At 65.3% G+C, this 18,129-nt stretch carries 23 protein-coding genes; 12 read left to right on the top strand and 11 right to left on the bottom strand.

Translation table 11 applies throughout. From position 1 onward, the window contains the following. The first annotated feature begins 34 nt into the window (after nt 1–34). The 3 genes from BMI85_RS18370 to BMI85_RS18380 are packed head-to-tail and all read left to right on the top strand — an operon-like array spanning nt 35 to nt 2,204. Nucleotides 35–760 carry a flagellar biosynthetic protein FliR gene (locus BMI85_RS18370; RefSeq protein ID WP_246832597.1) on the top strand — a complete coding sequence of 242 codons (726 nt, stop codon included), beginning with the start codon at nt 35–37 and terminating at the stop codon, nt 758–760. Then, on the top strand, nt 757–1,848 hold the full coding sequence (locus BMI85_RS18375; protein ID WP_078602316.1) for a flagellar type III secretion system protein FlhB: 1,092 nt from the start codon (nt 757–759) through the stop codon (nt 1,846–1,848). Before BMI85_RS18370 ends, BMI85_RS18375 begins: the two co-directional genes overlap by 4 nt. After that, nucleotides 1,836–2,204 carry a hypothetical protein gene (locus BMI85_RS18380; RefSeq protein ID WP_078602317.1) on the top strand — a complete coding sequence of 123 codons (369 nt, stop codon included), beginning with the start codon at nt 1,836–1,838 and terminating at the stop codon, nt 2,202–2,204. The genes BMI85_RS18375 and BMI85_RS18380 overlap by 13 nt, the downstream gene beginning before the upstream one ends. Before the next feature lie 41 nt (nt 2,205–2,245). Here the strand turns inward: BMI85_RS18380 and BMI85_RS18385 are convergent, their stop codons facing one another. The 9 genes from BMI85_RS18385 to BMI85_RS18425 are packed head-to-tail and all read right to left on the bottom strand — an operon-like array spanning nt 2,246 to nt 6,825. Next, nucleotides 2,246–2,779 carry a flagellar basal body-associated FliL family protein gene (locus BMI85_RS18385; protein WP_078602318.1) on the bottom strand — a complete coding sequence of 178 codons (534 nt, stop codon included), beginning with the start codon at nt 2,777–2,779 and terminating at the stop codon, nt 2,246–2,248. Nucleotides 2,780–2,788: 9 nt separating this feature from the next. After that, nucleotides 2,789–3,514: a flagellar basal body L-ring protein FlgH gene (gene flgH / locus BMI85_RS18390; protein ID WP_078602505.1), complete on the bottom strand. Its 726-nt coding sequence runs from the start codon at nt 3,512–3,514 to the stop codon at nt 2,789–2,791. Between the two features lie 10 nt (nt 3,515–3,524). Then, nucleotides 3,525–3,950: a flagellar basal body P-ring formation chaperone FlgA gene (flgA, locus tag BMI85_RS18395; protein ID WP_078602319.1), complete on the bottom strand. Its 426-nt coding sequence runs from the start codon at nt 3,948–3,950 to the stop codon at nt 3,525–3,527. Continuing rightward, complete coding sequence (flgG, locus tag BMI85_RS18400; protein WP_078522262.1) at nt 3,950–4,735, bottom strand: flagellar basal-body rod protein FlgG; 786 nt, start codon at nt 4,733–4,735, stop codon at nt 3,950–3,952. The genes flgA and flgG overlap by 1 nt, the downstream gene beginning before the upstream one ends. Nucleotides 4,736–4,750: 15 nt before the next feature. Next, nucleotides 4,751–5,467 (bottom strand): flagellar hook-basal body complex protein, encoded by a 717-nt coding sequence (locus BMI85_RS18405; protein WP_078602320.1) that lies wholly within the window; start codon nt 5,465–5,467, stop codon nt 4,751–4,753. Between the two features lies 1 nt (nt 5,468). After that, on the bottom strand, nt 5,469–5,735 hold the full coding sequence (locus BMI85_RS18410) for a flagellar biosynthetic protein FliQ (protein WP_078522260.1): 267 nt from the start codon (nt 5,733–5,735) through the stop codon (nt 5,469–5,471). Beyond that, entirely contained in the window at nt 5,735–6,025 is a 291-nt protein-coding gene (gene fliE / locus BMI85_RS18415; RefSeq protein ID WP_078602321.1) for a flagellar hook-basal body complex protein FliE, read from the bottom strand. Before fliE ends, BMI85_RS18410 begins: the two co-directional genes overlap by 1 nt. A gap of 18 nt (nt 6,026–6,043) precedes the next feature. After that, entirely contained in the window at nt 6,044–6,436 is a 393-nt protein-coding gene (flgC, locus tag BMI85_RS18420; protein WP_078602322.1) for a flagellar basal body rod protein FlgC, read from the bottom strand. Between the two features lie 2 nt (nt 6,437–6,438). Continuing rightward, a complete protein-coding gene (locus BMI85_RS18425; protein ID WP_078602323.1) occupies nt 6,439–6,825 on the bottom strand; it encodes a FlgB family protein in 387 nt (128 codons plus the stop codon). 80 nt (nt 6,826–6,905) lie between these two features. On the opposite strand from BMI85_RS18425, the gene BMI85_RS18430 reads away from it, so the two are divergent. After that, nucleotides 6,906–8,231 (top strand): FliI/YscN family ATPase, encoded by a 1,326-nt coding sequence (locus BMI85_RS18430; RefSeq protein ID WP_078602324.1) that lies wholly within the window; start codon nt 6,906–6,908, stop codon nt 8,229–8,231. A 3-nt stretch (nt 8,232–8,234) separates the two neighbouring features. Here the strand turns inward: BMI85_RS18430 and BMI85_RS18435 are convergent, their stop codons facing one another. Beyond that, on the bottom strand, nt 8,235–8,993 hold the full coding sequence (locus tag BMI85_RS18435; protein ID WP_078541616.1) for a TSUP family transporter: 759 nt from the start codon (nt 8,991–8,993) through the stop codon (nt 8,235–8,237). Between the two features lie 168 nt (nt 8,994–9,161). Here BMI85_RS18435 and BMI85_RS18440 point away from each other — a divergent pair, with 168 nt between their 5' ends. From BMI85_RS18440 to BMI85_RS18455, 4 genes are all read left to right on the top strand, one after another. Beyond that, complete coding sequence (locus BMI85_RS18440; RefSeq protein WP_078602325.1) at nt 9,162–10,055, top strand: type II CAAX endopeptidase family protein; 894 nt, start codon at nt 9,162–9,164, stop codon at nt 10,053–10,055. Between the two features lie 66 nt (nt 10,056–10,121). Continuing rightward, nucleotides 10,122–11,066 carry an acetyl-CoA carboxylase, carboxyltransferase subunit beta gene (gene accD / locus BMI85_RS18445; RefSeq protein ID WP_078522256.1) on the top strand — a complete coding sequence of 315 codons (945 nt, stop codon included), beginning with the start codon at nt 10,122–10,124 and terminating at the stop codon, nt 11,064–11,066. A gap of 91 nt (nt 11,067–11,157) precedes the next feature. Continuing rightward, on the top strand, nt 11,158–12,429 hold the full coding sequence (locus BMI85_RS18450) for a folylpolyglutamate synthase/dihydrofolate synthase family protein (protein ID WP_078602326.1): 1,272 nt from the start codon (nt 11,158–11,160) through the stop codon (nt 12,427–12,429). A gap of 92 nt (nt 12,430–12,521) precedes the next feature. After that, nucleotides 12,522–13,544 carry an LLM class flavin-dependent oxidoreductase gene (locus BMI85_RS18455; protein WP_078602327.1) on the top strand — a complete coding sequence of 341 codons (1,023 nt, stop codon included), beginning with the start codon at nt 12,522–12,524 and terminating at the stop codon, nt 13,542–13,544. Here BMI85_RS18455 and zapE read toward each other — a convergent pair. After that, entirely contained in the window at nt 13,541–14,632 is a 1,092-nt protein-coding gene (gene zapE, locus BMI85_RS18460) for a cell division protein ZapE (protein WP_078602506.1), read from the bottom strand. The two genes, BMI85_RS18455 and zapE, sit on opposite strands and share 4 nt — an antisense overlap. Before the next feature lie 77 nt (nt 14,633–14,709). On the opposite strand from zapE, the gene BMI85_RS18465 reads away from it, so the two are divergent. The 4 genes from BMI85_RS18465 to lpxK all read left to right on the top strand — a co-directional run bounded on the left by BMI85_RS18465 (nt 14,710) and on the right by lpxK (nt 18,111). Then, nucleotides 14,710–15,531, top strand: coding sequence for a sugar phosphate isomerase/epimerase family protein (locus BMI85_RS18465; RefSeq protein ID WP_078602328.1), 822 nt, complete (start codon nt 14,710–14,712; stop codon nt 15,529–15,531). An 87-nt stretch (nt 15,532–15,618) separates the two neighbouring features. Continuing rightward, nucleotides 15,619–15,876 carry a DUF4170 domain-containing protein gene (locus tag BMI85_RS18470; protein ID WP_078522252.1) on the top strand — a complete coding sequence of 86 codons (258 nt, stop codon included), beginning with the start codon at nt 15,619–15,621 and terminating at the stop codon, nt 15,874–15,876. A 7-nt stretch (nt 15,877–15,883) separates the two neighbouring features. Next, a complete protein-coding gene (locus tag BMI85_RS18475) occupies nt 15,884–17,122 on the top strand; it encodes a glycosyltransferase N-terminal domain-containing protein (protein WP_078602329.1) in 1,239 nt (412 codons plus the stop codon). Beyond that, a complete protein-coding gene (gene lpxK, locus BMI85_RS18480; RefSeq protein WP_078602330.1) occupies nt 17,122–18,111 on the top strand; it encodes a tetraacyldisaccharide 4'-kinase in 990 nt (329 codons plus the stop codon). Before BMI85_RS18475 ends, lpxK begins: the two co-directional genes overlap by 1 nt. Nucleotides 18,112–18,129: the final 18 nt, after the last annotated feature.

Here is an 18,129-nt window from a genome sequence, read left to right on the forward strand (position 1 = left end):
CGAGATCCTGCAACAAGCACGAAGCTTTTTGTTCATGGGTTTCATTGTCTTGCTGCGGGTGGGCGGGATTGTCGCCATGGCCCCGGGCTTTGGCGAGACGAGCCTGCCTGCGCGGATCAAGACGGGTGTCGCACTCGCGATAACCCTGGTGACGGTTCCGGCACTCGCGCCGACGCTCGCCAGTTTCGACCAAGGGACGGCTTTGCCGCTTTGGCTGGCCTCGGAAATCGCGATCGGCCTCTTTCTTGGCTTCGGATTGCGCGCCTTTGTCTTCGCTCTGCAAATCGCAGGCACAATGGCGGCGCAGTCGAGTTCTCTCTCGCAGCTGCTCGGCGGAATGGGCGGAGAGCCGCAACCCGCGATCGGGAACCTGCTGCTGATCGCCGGGATCGCGGTGCTGATGAGCCTCGGGTTTCACGTCCAGCTAATCGAGTTTCTGCTCGGCACCTATCAGGTGTTACCGGTGGGCGAACTGCCCGATCCGGATGCGCTGCGTCGCTGGGGCGTCTCGGGTGTCGCGCATGCGTTTTCGCTCGCTTTCACGCTCGCCGCCCCCTTCGCGGTCACCGGGCTGATTTACAACGTTGCGCTTGGCGCGATTAACCGAGCCATGCCGCAGCTCATGGTCGCGTTCGTCGGCGCCCCGGCGCTCACGGCGGGCGGTCTGATCCTGCTCGCACTATGTGCGCCCACCGCCATTGCGATCTGGCGCGAGGCGGTCATGGCCTTCCTCGGCAACCCGTTCGGAGCCGTGCGATGAGCGAAGACGAAGCCGGCGAAAAGGAATTCGATCCAACCCCGCAGAAGTTGGAGGAAGCACGGCGCAAGGGCGATCTGGTGCGCTCGACCGAGATTTCCGTGGCCGCCGTCTATGGCAGTTTTCTCGCGACACTGCTCGGCCTTGGCATCTACAGCGTGACGCGGTTCGGCAGTGGGGCGATGGCGATGCTGGATCGCGCCGATGAGATGGCCGTGCAGTTTCTTGGTGGCGGGACGGCACTGGGCGGACGGATTATCGGCACGCTGCTCCTGCCGCTCGCGCCGTTTTTCGTGATGCCGATGATCGCCGCGCTCGTCGCCTACTGGGCACAACGCGCGATCGTGGTCGCGCCCGACAAGATCCAGCCAAAGCTCAGCCGGATCAATCCACTGAAGAATGCTGCGCAGAAATTCGGACGCAGCGGGCTGTTCGAATTCGCCAAGAGCGCGACGAAACTCGCGGTGATCGCGACGATTCTTTTCATTTACCTCAAGGCGCGCGCCGATCTGATTTTGCTCACGCAGCGTCTCGAACCGGTGCAGATCGTGGGATCGCTGTTTCGGATGATCGCCGAGTTTCTGATGATCGTCACCGCCCTCGCCGCCACGATGGGTGCGATCGATTATCTTTGGCAGCGGTCCGAATTCCTGCGCCGCAACCGGATGACGCGCAAGGAATTGACCGATGAAATGAAGCAATCCGAAGGCGATCCTCATCTAAAGGCACAGCGCCGTCAGAAGGGGATGGAGCTTGCGATGCGGCAATCGGTTCCCGACACCGCCAAGGCCGATGTCGTGATCGTCAACCCGACCCATTACGCGGTCGCGCTGAAGTGGGATCGCGCCTCGGGTCGTGCACCGGTCTGCCTGTCGAAAGGGGTCGATGCGATCGCTGCGCGGATCCGCGAGATCGCGGCGGAGAACGCGGTGCCCGTGCATTCAGACCCGCCGACCGCGCGGGCGCTGTTCGCGGCGATCGAGATCGGCGAGGAAATCCGACCGGAGCATTACAAACCCGTGGCGGCGGCGATCCGCTTTGCGGAGAAGATGCGCAAGGCGGCCCGCGGAGGTGCGGCATGGCGCAAATGAGCAAATTGCAGGTAAAGCGGCTGGCGGCGCTCGCCCGATTGACCCGTATGCAGCGGGAGGCGGAGTTGGCTGCGCTCGCACGGCTGAATGCCCGGGCGCGCGAGCTCGATGCGCGAATTGCCAGCCTACAGGCAGAGGATCGGTCGACCCGGGAGACGCTCGCGCAGGAACCAGCCTCCGGGCAAAGCACCCTCGCCTATCTGCGCTACCTGTCGCTGGAAGACACGCGGCTACGCGCCGCGCGGAAGGAGCTCGACCCCGCGCTTGCTGCGCAGCATGGCGCAACCGCGCGCGCGGTGGGCCGCCATGACGTTGTCACGAAACTCGGTCACCCGAATCGCGGCGCACTGCGCTGAGGCGCGGTCCTCTCGTCTGTCGCAGGTATCGCGGATCGGACCTAGCTGTCCTGACGCACGATATCGGAGACCAAGACCGCAAGGACACCGGGACCGAGAATGCTACGCGCGGTCTCCGTCAGGGCGCGACGCAGGCGCGACATGTTCGCGGAATCCGTGAACAGGCCCTGAAATCCCCCCGTATTCGCGTGATCGAAGAGCACCTGGAGGAAGGCGTCGCGCAGTTTCGGCTCAGCGCGGTAGACGGCCTCGGTCTCACCGACCTTCACCTCGAGACTGAGCGACAGGATCACCATGCCGGAGATTCGCGACTCGGTGACCAGCGGCACGATGAACTGGTTGTTGAGCTTGACGAATTCGGAGGTGACATCGCCCTCGCCCCCGTGATCGTCGGCGGCCGGGGCCCCATGAGCCTCTGGTGCGGCGCCGTGATCTCCTTCCGCTGCCCCCTCCGCAGCGGTCGGGTCGGTGGCATGTTCTGCAGGCGGCGGGGCGGGGCGCAGGAAATACCCTGCCGCGCCGCCACCGGCGAGGCCGATCAGACCGAGGAGAAGCGGGAGGAGTTTACCAAGCATTAGGGGACCTCAGAAGGGCAGGAGAATATCGGCGATCTGCTGGCCGTAGCGCGGTTGCTGCACATCGGTGATCTGCCCGCGCCCGCCATAGGAAATCCGCGCGCCAGCGATCTTGTCATAGGTAATCTCGTTCTGCCGGCTCACATCGGCGGGGCGCACGAAACCGGTAACGATCAGCTCGCGCACCTCGAAATTCACCCGCACCTCCTGGCTGCCCTGAATGCGCAACACGCCATTCGGGAGCGTCTCGATGATCGTGGCGGCCACGCGCAGGGTCAGTTTCTCGTTGCGCGATACCTGCCCGTCGCCGGAATAGGTCGAATTCGAATTGGTCGAGACGGCGTCGGCCATGCTCGCCCCCTCGGGCAGACGCCTGTCGATGCGCTGCGGAATGCCGAGCATCGAGGTCACTCCCATCGTGTCGGACCCGCTGCGCGAGCGACCCGTCGAATTCGAGATCTCGGCCTTATCGTTAATCTCAATCACGACGGTGAGGATATCGCCGCGTTTGGCGGCGCGTGGGTCGCCCAACAGGGAATTGCGCGCACCGGACCAAAGAGAGGCTTCTTGTTCAGGGCTGCGCGACTCTGTCGTGACGGGCAGTGGTGAGGAGGCCATGGCGTAGAACTCGTTCCCGCCTTCGACCGGCGTGAATCCGGGCGCCTTACCGACCTGCTCGAGCCGCCCGCAGGCGATGAGCGTGATCGACAAAAGCAAGAGGGCAGGAGATTTCATCGCGAATTCCTCACGGGGCAACATGGGCAGTTCCGTCAGCGCCAAGCGTTGCGGAGACCACGGTTTTCGAAGCGGCATTCATCACGCGGATCGTCTCTCCGATGCCGGCCCGATCGAGCGCGCGGCCTTCGGTTCGGATCTCCAGCGAGCCGCGGCGGAACAGGAGCGGGATGATCTGATTGCGCTCGACAATGGCGGGCTGCCCCAGATCGCGGGCTCGGATCGGGCGACCGGCATAGATCACCCCACGGGTCTCGAGGCCGATCGCGTCCTCCGGCCCGGTCAACGCCCCGGCCACCTCGCCCGGTTGCAACCCGACATCTGCGGGGGCGACGATCGTCCGGGCGCGCATGGTGTGCAACGCGACGAGCGTGTCCGCCAAGGCGTGGCCCGGCAAGAGACCGGATGCCGCAATCAGGATCGCCCGCCGCAGCATCAGCGCACCTGTGTCGTCGCGCCAAGCATCTGATCGGCGGCGGAAATGACCTTCGCGTTCAGCTCGTAGCCGCGCTGCGCCTTGATCAGCTCGGTGATCTCGCGCACCGGATCGACCGAGCTCTCCTCCAGATAGCCCTGCCGCAGCGTGCCCAACTCATCCGCGCCGGGCGTATTCACATTGGGCGGCCCCGAGGCGCCGGTTTCCAGAAACAGGTTCGACCCGATCGCCTCCAACCCCTTCTGGTTCGAGAAATTCGCCAAAGTGAACTGCCCTAGAAGCTGCGGCGCGACCTGATCGGCGAAATAGGCATAGACCTCGCCCTCTGCGTTGATCGCAACGGCGCGCGCGTCGTTCGGAATGGTCATATCGGGCACGACCGGATAGCCGTCGGAGGTCACGATCTGTCCGGTGCCGTTGCGCTTGAGCCCACCATCGCGCGTGTAGGCGGAGATGCCCGAGGGCAGCGTCACTTCGAGATAGCCATTGCCGTCGATCGCGAGGTCCAGATCGCCGCCCGTCGCGCTGAGCGAACCCTGCGCGATGTTGACCGTCACGGCAGTCGGGCGCACCCCGAGGCCAAGCTGCACCCCGGCGGGGATGGTCGTGCCATCGGTCGCGTTGATCGTGCCGGGGCGGGTCATCTGCTGGTAATGCAGATCGGCGAACTCGGCGCGGCGCGCGTTGTAGCCAGTGGTCGACATGTTCGCGAGGTTGTTGGAAATCACCTCGACGCGCATCTGCTGCGCGCTCATGCCTGTGGCTGCGATCTGAAGAGCTCTCATGTCATGGGCCTCCTGTTAGCGGGCGAGCGTCTGGATGACGCCGCGGATTCGTTCGTCTTCGCGTTCGAGAAAGGCCTGGCCCATCTCGTAGGCGCGCTGGACCTCGATCATGCGGGCGATCTCGGTGATCGGATCGACGTTGCTGTCTTCGAGATACCCCTGCATCAGAACCGCGCCCTCCACCGGTTCGGCCCCGGCCTCTGCGGTGAAGCGGGTGCCGCCGACATGGCGCAATTCATTGGGATCGGTGGGAAGGTAGACGCCGACCTGCGCGATCGGCTGGCCCTTGTCGGAGAGCGTGCCATCGGCCGCGAGCGCGACCGAAGTCGCTCCCGAGGGGATCGCAACAGGGGTGCCACCGGAATCGAGCAGCCGGTACCCGTCGGGCGTGAGCAACTCACCTTCAGCCGACGGGATGAAACTGCCAGCCCGCGTGAGCTGATTGCCCTGCGGGGTCTCGATCATGAAGAACCCCTCGCCCTCGATCGCGAAATCGAAGGTGCCGCCTGTCTGGGTCAGCCCGCCTTGGCTTCGATCGATCAGCCGACCATGCGCCCGCGCCATCGACAGCGAGGGTTCGTTGCCCTCCAGCCCCGAGAGATACTCGGAGAAAATCACGCCCTCGCGCCGGAAGCCCGTGGTCGAGTCATTCGCGATATTGTTCGCAAGCGTCCGCATTTCGCGCATCAGGCCGGATTGCCGCGTGAGGGTGGTATAGATTGCGTTATCCATCTTAGCCCCCGGCGACGATCGGCAGGATGGTGCGGGTAAAGAACTCCACCAGCTTTTCCGACATGAAGCTCATCGACACCCAGAACACGACGAGCATCGCCCCCACTTTGGGCACGAAAGTCAGCGTCATTTCCTGCACCGAGGTCAGCGCCTGAAAGAGGCCGATCGTGACCCCCGCGACCAGCGCGACCGACAGGAGCGGCGCCGCGATCAGCACGGCAATCCACAAGCCCTGCCGGAGCGTGTCGAAGAAAATCGCGTCCTGCATCAGACCGGCATCCTGAGAATTTCCTGATAGGCCTCGACGACCTTGTTGCGGACCGTCACCGCCGCCTCGATCGCGAGTTCCGTCTGGGCGAGCGCCTGCACCAGCGCATGCGGATCGGCCTGTCCCGCCATCGCGGCTTTGGCAGTGTCTTCGCCCTCCTTGACCGCATCGACGAATGAGTTCGCCGCCTGTTCGAAAAGGGAGCCCGGCCCGGATCCGCCCGCTTCCGGCGGGACAGCTGCCCGGGCCTGGGAGTAGCTTTGCGTTGCAAGGGAGGTGTTAAAATCCATTCTAGATCTCCTCGGTCTTTAGCGGCGAAGCAGTTCGAGCAGGGAGGCCGACATTTGCCGGGCCTGATCGAACATGCGCAAATTCGCCTCGTAGCTGCGCTGCGCTTCGCGCGCGTCAGCGATTTCGACCACCAGATCGACATTCGAGCCGTCGTAGTAGCCGTTCTCGTCTGCCATCGGATGGCCAGGTTCGTAGATTTGGGTGAGTTCGGATCGGTCGAGCCGCACCGGGCCAAGGGTGACCTCTCCGGTGGGAGCACCTTCGGAGACGACCTTCTCGAAGCCCGCAATCTTGCGGTGATAGCCGGGCGTATCGGCATTCGCGATATTCTCGGAGCTGTGCCGAAGCCGCATCGCCTGCGCCTTCATGCCCGAGGCGGACAGCGCCATGGATTGGGTAAAATCGCTCATCTTCAGCCCCTCCCGAGCGAACTGCGCAGGATGTTGAGCGAAGAGCGGTAGATCGCGAGCGACAGGTCATGCTCGCGTTTCACCTCGACCGAGCGGACCATCTCTTCTTCGAGCGAGACCGAATTTCCATCCGGCGAGGTGACACCGGGGGAGGCGATCACCTCGGGCGCGGTGGTAATCATTGCCGAGGCGTCGATGTGACCGGACCGCGTCGCCCTCAGAGCACCGCTACCCTCGCTGCGATAGAGGTCTTCGAAAGCCGGCAGGTCACGCGCCGCATAGCCGGGCGTGTCCGCATTGGCGATGTTCTCCGCAACCGCGTTCTGGCGGGCTGCGGCATGGGTGGCCATCGCACTGGCCATTTTCATGATCTCAATCTTCTCGAACATCGGGGCTTCTCCTCCGAGCTATCAACCAAGCTTTAAGAGCGAATCGTTTAGAAAACGTTTCGAGAACATCGGAGGCCAGAATGGCATTTGCGGGATTCGACCTGTTGCGCGCCGAAATGCGCGGTATCGCCAGCGCCCATGCGGTCGGGCGCGTGCGCGAGGTGCGGCGCGGGATGATCGAGGTCAGCGGTCTGGCCCGTTCGGCGGCCCTCGGCGACCGCGCGACGATTCGCTGCCAAAGCGGGCGCGAAATCGGCGCAGAGGTGCTGTCGCTGACGCGCGGGGCGGTCACGGTGCTGCCCGACGGAGCCGCCGATGGCGTGGCGATCGACGACGAGGTGGAGCTGCTCGGTCAGGGCGGGATCGCCCCGCATGACAGCTGGGTCGGGAGGATCATCGACCCGTTCGGAAAGCCGCTCGACGGGCAACCACTGATCCATGGCGCGCGCGAACGCGATCTGCGCGCAAGCCCGCCTCCTGCCGCCCAACGAAAGCGGTTGGGGTCTCGATTGGAGACGTCACTTGCCGCTTTCGACACGATGCTGCCGCTGGTCCAAGGTCAAAGGGTCGGCCTTTTCGCGGGATCGGGCGTCGGGAAATCCTCGCTATTGGCGAGTTTCGCACGCGGGGTATCTGCCGATATCGTCGTCATCGCGCTGATCGGCGAACGCGGCCGGGAATTGCGGGAATTCGTCGAAAAGACCCTTGGCCCGGCGGGAATGGCCCGCGCGGTAATCGTCGCCGCCACCTCGGATCAATCGCCGCTGGTGCGCCGTCGCTGCGCCTGGGCCGCGATGGCCGTGGCCGAGCATTTCCGCGATGCGGGCCAGCATGTGCTGTTCCTCGCCGACTCGATCACGCGCTTCGCCGAAGCCCATCGTGAGGTCGCGCTGGCCGGAGGCGAGCCCGCCTCGCTGCGCGGCTATCCGCCCTCGACCTCTTACCAGATCATGGCCTTGGGCGAGCGCGCGGGTCCCGGCGCCGAAGGTCAAGGCGACATCACCGGTGTCTTCTCGGTCCTCGTGGCCGGTTCCGATATGGACGAGCCGATCGCCGATATCCTGCGCGGCGTGCTCGACGGGCATGTCGTGCTGGAGCGCGAGATCGCGGAGCGTGGGCGCTTCCCGGCGATCAACATGCTGCGCTCGGTCTCGCGCTCGCTGCCCGACGCGGCGGATCCCGAGGAAAACCGGCTTATCGGCAAGGCGCGCAGCCTGCTTGGCGCCTATGACCGGGCCGAGATGATGATTCAGGCGGGGCTCTATGCGGAAGGCTCGGACCCGCGCATCGACGCGGCGATCAAGGTCTGGCCCGAGCTGGATGCCTTCATTGCCGAACCCGCCCCCGACGGCATCGCGGGCAGTTTCGCGCGGCTGCGCACGATCCTGTCGCAGGTGCAGGGCTAGGGTCTAAATCAGGTCCCAAAGCAGCTTCGCGGCCAGCAGCGTCGAGGTCGTCACCAGCAGCGGCTTGATCAGCCGCGCGCCCACCCGCATCGCAAGCCGCGAGCCCAGCCGCGCCCCAGCGATCTGCGCCAGCCCCATCGCGATGCCGAGCACCCAGAGCGGCGAGCCGACCAGCAGGAACCCCGTCAGCCCCCCGATATTCGACGAGAAGTTCAGCAGTTTCGTATGCGCCGTCGCCTTCAGCACACCGTACCCCGCCAGCGTCACGAAACCGATCATGAAGAACGACCCCGTCCCCGGCCCGATCAGCCCGTCGTAAAAGCCGATCACCGGCACGAAGGCGGCCGTGAACAGGCCGGGCCGAATACGCTGCACCCGATCCGTGTCATCCAAACCGGGCCGCAAGGCGAAAAACGCGGCAATCGCGACGAGGATGAACGGCAGTGCGATCTCGATCTTGTCGGTCGGAATGCGCGACACGAGAAGCGCCCCGGCCAGCCCGCCAAGGAACCCGATCACCGCGGCCAGCAGCTGTTTTCGCAGCACGACATGGCCCGAGGCCGCGTAGGAAATCGCCGCGGTCGCTGCCCCGAACGTGCCCTGAATCTTGTTCGTCGCGAGCGACTGCACGGGCGGCACGCCCGCCAGCAAAAGCGCCGGCACCGTGATCAGCCCGCCGCCGCCCGCGATGGAATCGACCACCCCCGCCGCGAAGGCCGCGCCGATCAGCATCACCACCAGATCGAGAGGAAGTTCAAACATTTGCACCCCGGTCAGAAGACAGCCGCCTCTTGTCCTGCCCGCGCCGAGAAAAGTAAAGCCGTTGCCTCACCGGGGCCGCAGCCGCTATCACCGAAGCTCAGCCTTGCGGAAGACCCAGATGACCCAATCGCCCCTTGCAGCCGCCCCGCTATTTGCGAGCCCCGCCCGGTGATCGCGCGCACGAACCGATATGCGCCGCTCGAGGCGTTCGCGGCCCCCGCGAAGCCTTATGCGCAGATCTGGCGCGGGATGCTGGGTCTGGGCGTGATCGTCGCCTTCTACCTGCTCAGCGGCTGGGCGATGATCCTGTTCTTCTCTTCGATGCTCGACGATTTCTCGATGCTTCGGTTGTTTCAGGAAATCGCCCATGGCTCGACGCCGCGCGGCCTCGCCATTCTGCTCGCGAGTTTCGCGCCGCTTCTGATCGCGACTTTCGTCGTCAGCCGCCACCTGCATCACCGCGCGCCCGCAACGCTGTTCGGAGAGCGGAGCCTCGCCACCTTCACGAAGGTGCTGCCGGTTCTGCTGCTCTTCGCTCTCTTCTCCTTCGGGCTGACCCAGCTCAGCGAGTCCACGGCGCGCTCCAACCCGCTGGTGCATGTGCTGAGCTGGGCGCCGATCGCGCTGCCGCTTCTGTTCGTTCAGATCGCGACCGAGGAGGTGCTGTTTCGCGGCTATCTCCTGCAGCAACTCGCGGCGCGCTGGCGCAGCCCCCTGATCTGGATGGTTCTGCCCTCGGCTCTGTTCGGCGCACTACATTATTCGCCCGGCGCGTATGGCAGCAACGCGTTCTGGCCCGCGCTCTGGGCTTTCGGCTTCGGCTGCCTCGCAAGCGACCTGACCGCTCGAACCGGCAATCTCGGCGCAGCCCTTGCGCTGCATTTCGCCAATAACTTCGGCTCGCTTTTCCTCGTCGGCTTCTACGGCCAGCTCGATGGGCTCGCGCTCTACACGATCGTGATCAACACACGCGACCTTTGGGACCTCTTGCCGTGGCTTCTGCTGGACATGCTGCACCTGCTGATCGCGTGGTTGTTGATCCGCCTCACCCTCCGCGTCTGATTGCAATTCGTGCAGGGGCGGCGTATTTCAAGCCAAACCGACCCGCCCCAGCGAGAGGCTCATACGATGAACTGGATCACCAATTACGTCCGTCCTCGGATTAACTCGCTGTTTTCGCGCCGCGAAGTGCCCGAGAACCTTTGGACGAAATGTCCCGAATGCGGGACGATGCTGTTCCACCGGGAGCTGTCGGACAATCTCAACGTCTGCACCAATTGCGACCATCACCTCGCGATCACGCCCCGCGTGCGCTTCGAGGCGCTGTTCGACGGCGGCATCTTCTCCGAAGTGAAAGTGCCCGAACCGATCACCGATCCGCTGCATTTCAAGGACCAGAAACGCTATCCGGACCGGATGAAGGCGGCGCAGAAATCGACCGGCGAGAAAGAGGCGATGCTGGTGGCCGAGGGCGAGATCGGGCGCACCCCGATCGTCGCGGCCGCGCAGGACTTCACCTTCATGGGCGGCTCGATGGGCATGTATGTCGGCAACGCGATCATCGCGGCAGCCGAACGTGCCGTGAAGCTCAAGCGCCCGCTGGTGCTGTTCTCGGCGGCTGGCGGCGCACGGATGCAGGAAGGCATCCTGTCGCTGATGCAGATGCCGCGCACCACCGTCGCCGTGCAGATGCTCAAGGAAGCGGGCCTTCCCTATATCGTCGTACTGACCCATCCGACGACGGGCGGCGTGACCGCCTCCTACGCGATGCTGGGCGACGTGCATATCGCCGAGCCCAACGCGCTGATCTGCTTCGCGGGCCCGCGCGTGATCGAACAGACGATCCGCGAGAAGCTGCCCGAGGGCTTCCAGCGCGCCGAATATCTGCTCGATCACGGGATGCTCGACCGCGTGACGCATCGCATGAAGATGCGCGACGAGCTGATCACCATCCTGCGCATGCTGATGAACCTGCCGCCTGCGGTGAAGGGCGATCTGCCCGCGCCGGAGAAGGCGCCCGAGGAAGCGGTCGCCGAGGCGGCTCCCGAGGCCGAGGCGAAGCCCAAGACCTGATCTTCGTATTGGCTGAAATATCCCGGGGGGCGGCATCAGCCGCGGGGGCAGCGCCCCCTCCCCGGTCCGCCATCTAAGGCCGGAGGGGCCAATGACGCAAAGCTCCGATGATATTCTCGACCGCCTGATGGCGCTGCATCCCAAGGTCATCGACCTGTCGCTCGACCGGATGGAGCGGCTGCTGGGGGATCTCGACCATCCCGAGCGCGGCCTGCCGCCGGTGATCCATATCGCGGGCACCAATGGCAAGGGCTCGACTCAGGCGATGATCCGGGCCGGGCTGGAGGCTGCGGGCAAGCGCGTCCACGCCTATACCTCGCCGCATCTGGCACGCTTCCATGAACGTATCCGGATCGCCGGAGAGCTGATCTCTGAGACCGATCTGGCCGCGCTTCTCGACGAAGTCGAGGCGGCGAATGGCGGCAAGCCGATCACCTTCTTCGAGGTGACGACGGCGGCGGCGCTTCTGGCCTTTTCCCGGACTCCTGCGGATTACACGCTGCTGGAGGTAGGCCTCGGCGGGCGGCTCGACGCGACCAATGTTGTCGATAAACCCGCGCTGAGTATCATCACGCCGGTCTCGATCGACCATCAGCAATTCCTCGGCGAAACGCTGGCCGAGATCGCGGGCGAAAAGGCCGGGATCATCAAGCGCGTCGTGGCCTGCGTGGTCGGTCCCCAGCAGGAGGCCGCGCTCGAGGTGATAGAGGCGCGGGCGGAAAAGCTCGGCGCGCCGCTTCTGGTGCATGGCCAGCATTGGCAGGTCTGGGAAGAGCGCGACCGACTGATCTTCCAGGACGAGAACGGGCTTCTCGATCTGCCGCTGCCGAACCTTCCCGGCCCGCATCAGATCGCCAATGCCGGGGCGGCGCTCGCAGCGTTGCGGCATCTGGGCTTTGACGAGGCCGCCTGCGAGGCGGCGGTGACGAAAGCCGAATGGCCCGCGCGGATGCAACGTCTGCGCCACGGACCGCTGGTGGACGGTGCGCCCGAGGCCGAGGTCTGGCTCGATGGCGGGCATAACCCGGCGGCGGGCGACATGATCGCCAAGACGCTCGGCGCGCTTCCGAAACGTCCGACCCATCTGATCTGCGGCATGCTCAACACCAAGGACGTGACCGGCTATCTGCGCCCGCTGGCGGATCACGCGGCGAGCCTGCTGGCCGTCTCGATCCCCGGCGAGGCGAACACGCTGCCCGCAGAAGACACCGCCGCGGCCGCGCGCGTGGTCGGCATCGAGGCCCGCCCTGCGGCTTCGGTCGGCTCGGCGATAGCGGGGATCGTCGCGATCCATCCCCATGCCCGCATCCTGATCTGCGGCTCGCTCTACCTCGCGGGCCGGGTGCTGCGCGACAACGGCTGAGGCTGCGGTCTCGCACGGAGTCTGTGCGAGGATACCGGTGGCTGACCTGCGCCTGCGCGCCTATCTTCGCGTGAACAGGAAAGGAGACCACCATGCAGCTTGAGCTTGGGATCGACACGTTCGGCGATGTGACGCGCGGGGAGGATGGCCTGCTGCGCAGCCATGCCGAAGTGATCCGCGACACGTTGGCCGAAGGCGAACTCGCCGATCAGGTCGGGCTCGACTATATCGGTCTGGGCGAACATCACCGCCCGGATTTCGCGATCTCCTCGACCGAGCCGATCCTCTCGGCGATCCTTGCCCGCACCGAGAAGATCAAGGCGGGCACCTCCGTGACGGTGCTGTCCTCGGACGATCCGATCCGCGTTTTCCAGCGTTTCGCGACGCTGAACGCTCTGGCGCCGGGACGGGCCGAGATCACCATCGGGCGCGGCTCCTTTACCGAGAGCTTCCCGCTCTTCGGGCTCGACCTGAACGATTACGAGGCGCTGTTCACCGAGAAGTCCCAGATTCTGCACCTGCTCGCGACGCAGGAGAAGGTCAGCTTCGACGCCCAGATGCGCCCGCCACTGAAGAACGTCACCGTCTATCCGCGCCCCGAGGCGCCGCTGCAGATCTGGCGCGGCGTCGGCGGGTCGCCGCAATCGGTGGTCGAGACCGCCGCGATGCAGATGGATCTGATGCTGGCGATCATCGGCGGGGATTCGACCCGGTTCAAACCGCATGTCGATCTCTATCACCGCGCGCATGACCAGATGGGCACCAAGCCCGGCAAGATCGGCGTCCATTCGCCCGGTCATATCGCCGAGACCGACGAGATCGCGCAGGAAGAGTTCTACGAAGGCTATGCGCGGATGCATGACATGATCGGGCGCTCGCGCGGCTGGCCGCCGTTCCGGCGCGAGGCCTACCTGTCGGAGATCGAGCATGGCTCGCTCTATGTCGGCAGCCCGGAAACCGTGGCGCGCAAGATCGCGCGGACGGTGACGGCTCTGGGCCTGTCGCGGTTCACGCTGAAATATAGCGGCGGGCCGCAGAACCCCGCGCATCTGCGCAAGACGATCGAGCTTTACGGCACCAAGGTCCGCCCGCTTCTGAACGAAATGCTGGCTTAAGACTCGGCCGCCCAGCCGTCTGCCTGCATCTCGCGCAGGCGGCTGGCGGTGCGCTCGAATTCGAACGTACCTTCGCCTTCGACGTAAAGCCGCTCGGGCTCGTCCGCAGCGGAGCAGATCAGCCGGACCTTGCCCTCGTAGAGCGAGTCGATCAGCGTGACGAAACGCTTCGCCTCGTTGAAGTTCGAGGCCGAGAGCAGCGGAATATCGTCGAGCAGCAGCACCTTCACCGCATCCGCGATGGCGAGGTAATCGGCCGGACCCAGCGGCTGCGCGCAGAGATCCCAGAAGCTCGCCCGGCCGACCCCGTTGTGGAAATACGGGATTTCGACCGTGCGGCCTTTCACCGGAATGTCGAGCTTGCCGTGATGATCGCCCCCGGTCAGCTCATCCCAAAGCGCATCCATCTTCGCGCGCGCCTCGCGACCCGCAGGCGTGAAATAGACCTGTTGGCCTGCCAAACGGTTCTGACGATAGTCGTTTTCGGAGGCTAGTTCGTAGATGTCGAGCTTCTCGCGGATCAGCCCGATGAACGGCAGGAAAAGCTGGCGGTTGAGCCCGTTCTTGTAGAGGTCCTCGGGCACCCGGTTCGAGGTGGTGACGATGGTCACGCCGCGCTCGAACAGGGCCTCGAACAGGCGGCCCACGATCATCGCATCGGCAATGTCCGTGATCTGCATCTCGTCGAAGCACAGCAGCCGCAGCGAGCCCGCCACCTCTTCGGCCACGGGGCGCATCGCATCCACCGTATTGGCCCGGCGCGCATCGTCGAGCTTGCCTTGGACTTCCTGCATGAAAGCGTGGAAATGCACCCGGCGTTTCGGCACGTCGGTCTGGCCGAAGAACAGGTCCATCAGCATGGATTTCCCGCGCCCGACACCACCCCAGATATAGAGGCCGCGCACGCCTTCGACCGGCTTGATCTTACGCTTGAAGAAGCCGCGTTTCACCGGCTCGGGCGCAGGCGCCTCTTCCAGCGCGCCGCGTACGCGCTCCAGTTCGGGCAGAATGGCGCGTTGGGCGGGATCGGGGTTGAGGTCCCCGTTCTCCACCATGCTCTCGTAAAACTCGGGCAGACTGCGTTTCATGACGTTCCGATATAGCGCGCTCACGGGATTGAAAAGCCCCGCGGCTTGCGCGAGCATCCGATCCGGAGGAGGACCCCATGGCCAAGGAATTACCGCTGCTCGGCGCTGCGCTGAGCCTCGATATGCTCGCGCATCATCGCGACTGGATTCTGAACGACCAGCGCGATCTGGAATTGCAGAGCTTCTGCTGGCCGAACGCCACGGATGCGGACCTGCGCAAGATGGTCGCGCGGACGAAGGAATTGCTCGACGGCTATACCGGGCGGCTCGGGCTACACGGGCCCTTCACCTCGTTCAATATCGACTGCGCCGATTCCGAGATCATCGAGATCATCCGCGCCCGGATGCTGCGGGTTCTAGAGATCACGGCGGAGCTGGGCGGCAATCAGATGGTGATCCACTCGCCCTACACGCTCTGGAAGGAATCCGATCTGGAACAGAACCCCGCCAACGCGTTCATTCAGGTCGAACGCGTGCGCTATGTCCTGACCCCGGTGATCGAACGCGCCGAGGAGCTGGGTGTGACGCTGGTCATCGAGAATTGCGAGGACATCACGCCGACCCTGCGCGTCGAACTGGCCGCGAAGATGAAGAGCAAAGCGGTGAAGGTCTCACTCGATACCGGCCATGCGCAGTTCATGCATCGCCGCTGCGGCGCGCCGCCGGTCGATGTGTTCGTCCATGCGGCAGGCGCGGCGCTGGAGCATGTCCACCTGCAGGATATCGACGGCTATGGCGACCGGCACTGGCATCCGGGCGAGGGCACGATCGCGTGGCATTCGGTCTTCAAGGCGCTTGGCAAGCTGCCGAAGATGCCGCGGCTGATTTTGGAAGTGAACGACGAGATTGGCGTGCGAAAAGGCGCGGAATATCTGGAATCTCTGGGACTGGCGCGGTAACGGCTACGTGCGGCCCCGGCCCTCTCCTTGTGAAGCGTGGGGGCAAAGCGTAATCTCTGCGCCGCAGAAAAGCCGACAGGAGTTCTTATGGCCAAACCGACCCCGCAACGTCTTCACCTCGTCTTCGGCGGCGAGCTGGTGACCCCGAGCCGCACCGAATTCAAGAATGTCGACGATATCCATATCGTCGGGATGTATCCGAACTACGCCTCCGCCTATGCCGCGTGGAAGGCCGAGGCGCAGCGCACCGTCGACGACGCCCATACCCGTTACTTCATCGCGCACCTGCATCGCCTGCGTGACGAAGAGCTCGAAGTGTCGACCACCGAAGAGCTCGGCAACTAAGGCTGGCATGGCGCGCTCTCTTCCTCTCTGGCTCAAACTGCAACTCTCTGCCTTGCGTCCTGCGGGACCCAAGGCGAAAGCCGCGGTCGAGGCCGGTCAGGGGGAGGAGCGCGCCGACGCCCCGCTGCTGTGGATTTGGGCTGCGGGGAAATGCGCGGAAGCCGCCGGGCTGGTCGCGCGCAGGGTGGCCGCACGGATGCCCGACATCCGCATCGCGATGACGGTGCGCGGCAGCGAGACCGCCCCGGACGGGCTACCCGAAGAGGTCTATTTCCGGCCCACCCCCGAGGATCGTCCGGCATCAGTCCGTCTGGTCTTGGATGCATGGCGCCCCGATCTCGTGCTCATCATGGACGACACGCTGCCCGCCGCGCTGATCGCGGAGACGCAGAAACGCGGCATCGCCAGCGTTCTGGCCGATGCGAAACTCGGCGGTCAGGATGGGCTGCGCCTCGATGACGTCTCGCTGACGCTGCTGGGCCGGATCGACCGCATCTACCTGCGCGACGAGGCGAGCCTCGAACGGGTGGGCGACCGGCTGAACGGGCCGGTCATCGTGGTCAATGACGGCGCGCTCGGCGAGCCGCCGCAGCCGCTTTACGGCTCCGAAGCAGAGCGCACCTCGATGGCCGAGTCGATGGGCGCGCGCCCGGTCTGGCTCGCCGCCGCCGTACCGGAGGCCGAGATCGGCCCGGTGACGGCCGCGCATCGCTACGCCCAGCGCCACGCGCATCGGCTGCTGCTTCTGCTTGCGCCGGATGACGAATCCCAAGGCGAAGCCCTTGCCGCGCAGCTGACCGCCGAGGGCTGGTCGGTCGCGCGCCGGTCGCTTGAGGGCGAACCGGAACTGACGACCGAGATTTTCATCGCCGACGACGCGATGGAATACGGGCTTTGGTACCGGCTGGCCGCGCTCAGCTATATGGGCGGCACCTTGTCGGGGACGGCGCGGGCTCCGCGTTCCCCGGTTGAGGCGGCGGCGCTTGGTTCGGCGATCCTGCACGGCCCGAAACTTGCGCCGTTCCGCGAAGATTACCTGCGGCTCGAGGCTGCGAAAGCCTGCCGGGGCGTCGTGGTTCCTGAGGATCTGCCCGAAGTGGTCGCGGACCTGATCGCGCCGGAACGCTCCGCGCAGCTGGCCCATAACGCCTGGGCGGTGACCTCGGGCGGCGCCGGCGCGGTGGAGACCATCGCCCGCGATCTGGCCGAGATCCTGTCGGGCACCCAGCCCGCACGGGTGGCGTGATGGGCGCGCCCGGCTTCTGGTTTAATGCCCCCGCCGCGCCGGGCCTTCGCGCGCGGCTTCTGTCGCCGCTCGGCGCGATTTACGCAGCGATGACGAAGCGGCGTGTGGCGCAGCCGGGGCTGCGGCTCGACGTGCCGGTGATCTCGGTCGGCAATATCAACGCGGGCGGGACCGGCAAGACGCCGACGGTGATCTGGCTGGTGCAGCGGCTGGCCGCGCGCGGTGTGACCGCCCATGTGGTTACGCGCGGCTATGGCGGGTCGCTCGAAGGACCGGTGCAGGTCGACGAGCGCAACCACCGCGCGGAGGAGACCGGAGACGAGCCGCTTCTGCTCTCGGCCTTCGCGCCGGTCTGGGTCGCGCGCGACCGGGCCGCCGGGGCGCAGGCGGCGGTCGCGGCCGGAGCGCAAGTGATCGTTCTCGACGACGCCCATCAGAACCCCGCATTGCACAAAGATCTCTCGATCGTGGTGGTCGACGCGCATAAGGGCTTCGGCAACGGGCGCTGCCTGCCTGCCGGGCCGCTGCGCGAACCGATCGAGGCCGGAATGGCCCGCGCAGACTTTCTGCTGTCGATCGGGCCGGAAGCTGCGCAGGTTGAATTCTCTAATTTCTGGAGTTCCAGAATTTCGAAGCCACATCTGACGGGTCAGCTCACTCCGCTGCAGACGGGCATGGATTGGGAAGGGCTTCCCGTCCTCGCCTTCGCAGGCATCGGCCATCCCGAGAAATTCTTCGCCACCCTGCGCAGTCTTGGCGCGGAGCTGCTGCGCGGCGAGGCGCTGGAAGATCACCAGCCTTTCACGACGCGTCTGTTGCAGCGCATCGAGGCAGAGGCCGACACGCTTGGTGCGCAGATGGTGACGACCGAGAAGGACGCGGTGCGCCTGCCGGAAAGCTTCCGCCCGAAGGTACTCGCCCTGCCGGTGCGGCTCGAGATCGACGACCCTACAGCGCTCGACGCAGCGCTCGACCGGCTCAGGATATGAAAAAGGCCGGCCCCACGG

Origin of the sequence: Thioclava sp. DLFJ4-1 (assembly GCF_002020145.1) — a bacterium.
Classification (GTDB): Bacteria; Pseudomonadota; Alphaproteobacteria; order Rhodobacterales; family Rhodobacteraceae; genus Thioclava; species Thioclava sediminum.

Excerpts from the sequence above, each read along its gene's own strand:
- zapE (WP_078602506.1), bottom strand. The coding sequence starts at position 14,632 with ATGAAACGCAGTCTGCCCGAGTTTTACGAGAGCATGGTGGAGAACGGG.
- flgG (WP_078522262.1), bottom strand. The coding sequence starts at position 4,735 with ATGAGAGCTCTTCAGATCGCAGCCACAGGCATGAGCGCGCAGCAGATG.
- BMI85_RS18375 (WP_078602316.1), top strand. The coding sequence starts at position 757 with ATGAGCGAAGACGAAGCCGGCGAAAAGGAATTCGATCCAACCCCGCAG.
- BMI85_RS18405 (WP_078602320.1), bottom strand. The coding sequence starts at position 5,467 with ATGGATAACGCAATCTATACCACCCTCACGCGGCAATCCGGCCTGATG.
- flgC (WP_078602322.1), bottom strand. The coding sequence starts at position 6,436 with ATGAGCGATTTTACCCAATCCATGGCGCTGTCCGCCTCGGGCATGAAG.
- BMI85_RS18470 (WP_078522252.1), top strand. The coding sequence starts at position 15,619 with ATGGCCAAACCGACCCCGCAACGTCTTCACCTCGTCTTCGGCGGCGAG.
- lpxK (WP_078602330.1), top strand. The coding sequence starts at position 17,122 with ATGGGCGCGCCCGGCTTCTGGTTTAATGCCCCCGCCGCGCCGGGCCTT.
- flgH (WP_078602505.1), bottom strand. The coding sequence starts at position 3,514 with ATGAAATCTCCTGCCCTCTTGCTTTTGTCGATCACGCTCATCGCCTGC.
- BMI85_RS18370 (WP_246832597.1), top strand. The coding sequence starts at position 35 with ATGGGTTTCATTGTCTTGCTGCGGGTGGGCGGGATTGTCGCCATGGCC.
- fliE (WP_078602321.1), bottom strand. The coding sequence starts at position 6,025 with ATGGATTTTAACACCTCCCTTGCAACGCAAAGCTACTCCCAGGCCCGG.
- BMI85_RS18455 (WP_078602327.1), top strand. The coding sequence starts at position 12,522 with ATGCAGCTTGAGCTTGGGATCGACACGTTCGGCGATGTGACGCGCGGG.
- BMI85_RS18430 (WP_078602324.1), top strand. The coding sequence starts at position 6,906 with ATGGCATTTGCGGGATTCGACCTGTTGCGCGCCGAAATGCGCGGTATC.
- BMI85_RS18465 (WP_078602328.1), top strand. The coding sequence starts at position 14,710 with ATGGCCAAGGAATTACCGCTGCTCGGCGCTGCGCTGAGCCTCGATATG.
- BMI85_RS18475 (WP_078602329.1), top strand. The coding sequence starts at position 15,884 with ATGGCGCGCTCTCTTCCTCTCTGGCTCAAACTGCAACTCTCTGCCTTG.
- accD (WP_078522256.1), top strand. The coding sequence starts at position 10,122 with ATGAACTGGATCACCAATTACGTCCGTCCTCGGATTAACTCGCTGTTT.
- BMI85_RS18380 (WP_078602317.1), top strand. The coding sequence starts at position 1,836 with ATGGCGCAAATGAGCAAATTGCAGGTAAAGCGGCTGGCGGCGCTCGCC.
- BMI85_RS18450 (WP_078602326.1), top strand. The coding sequence starts at position 11,158 with ATGACGCAAAGCTCCGATGATATTCTCGACCGCCTGATGGCGCTGCAT.
- BMI85_RS18385 (WP_078602318.1), bottom strand. The coding sequence starts at position 2,779 with ATGCTTGGTAAACTCCTCCCGCTTCTCCTCGGTCTGATCGGCCTCGCC.
- BMI85_RS18435 (WP_078541616.1), bottom strand. The coding sequence starts at position 8,993 with ATGTTTGAACTTCCTCTCGATCTGGTGGTGATGCTGATCGGCGCGGCC.
- BMI85_RS18410 (WP_078522260.1), bottom strand. The coding sequence starts at position 5,735 with ATGCAGGACGCGATTTTCTTCGACACGCTCCGGCAGGGCTTGTGGATT.
- flgA (WP_078602319.1), bottom strand. The coding sequence starts at position 3,950 with ATGCTGCGGCGGGCGATCCTGATTGCGGCATCCGGTCTCTTGCCGGGC.
- BMI85_RS18425 (WP_078602323.1), bottom strand. The coding sequence starts at position 6,825 with ATGTTCGAGAAGATTGAGATCATGAAAATGGCCAGTGCGATGGCCACC.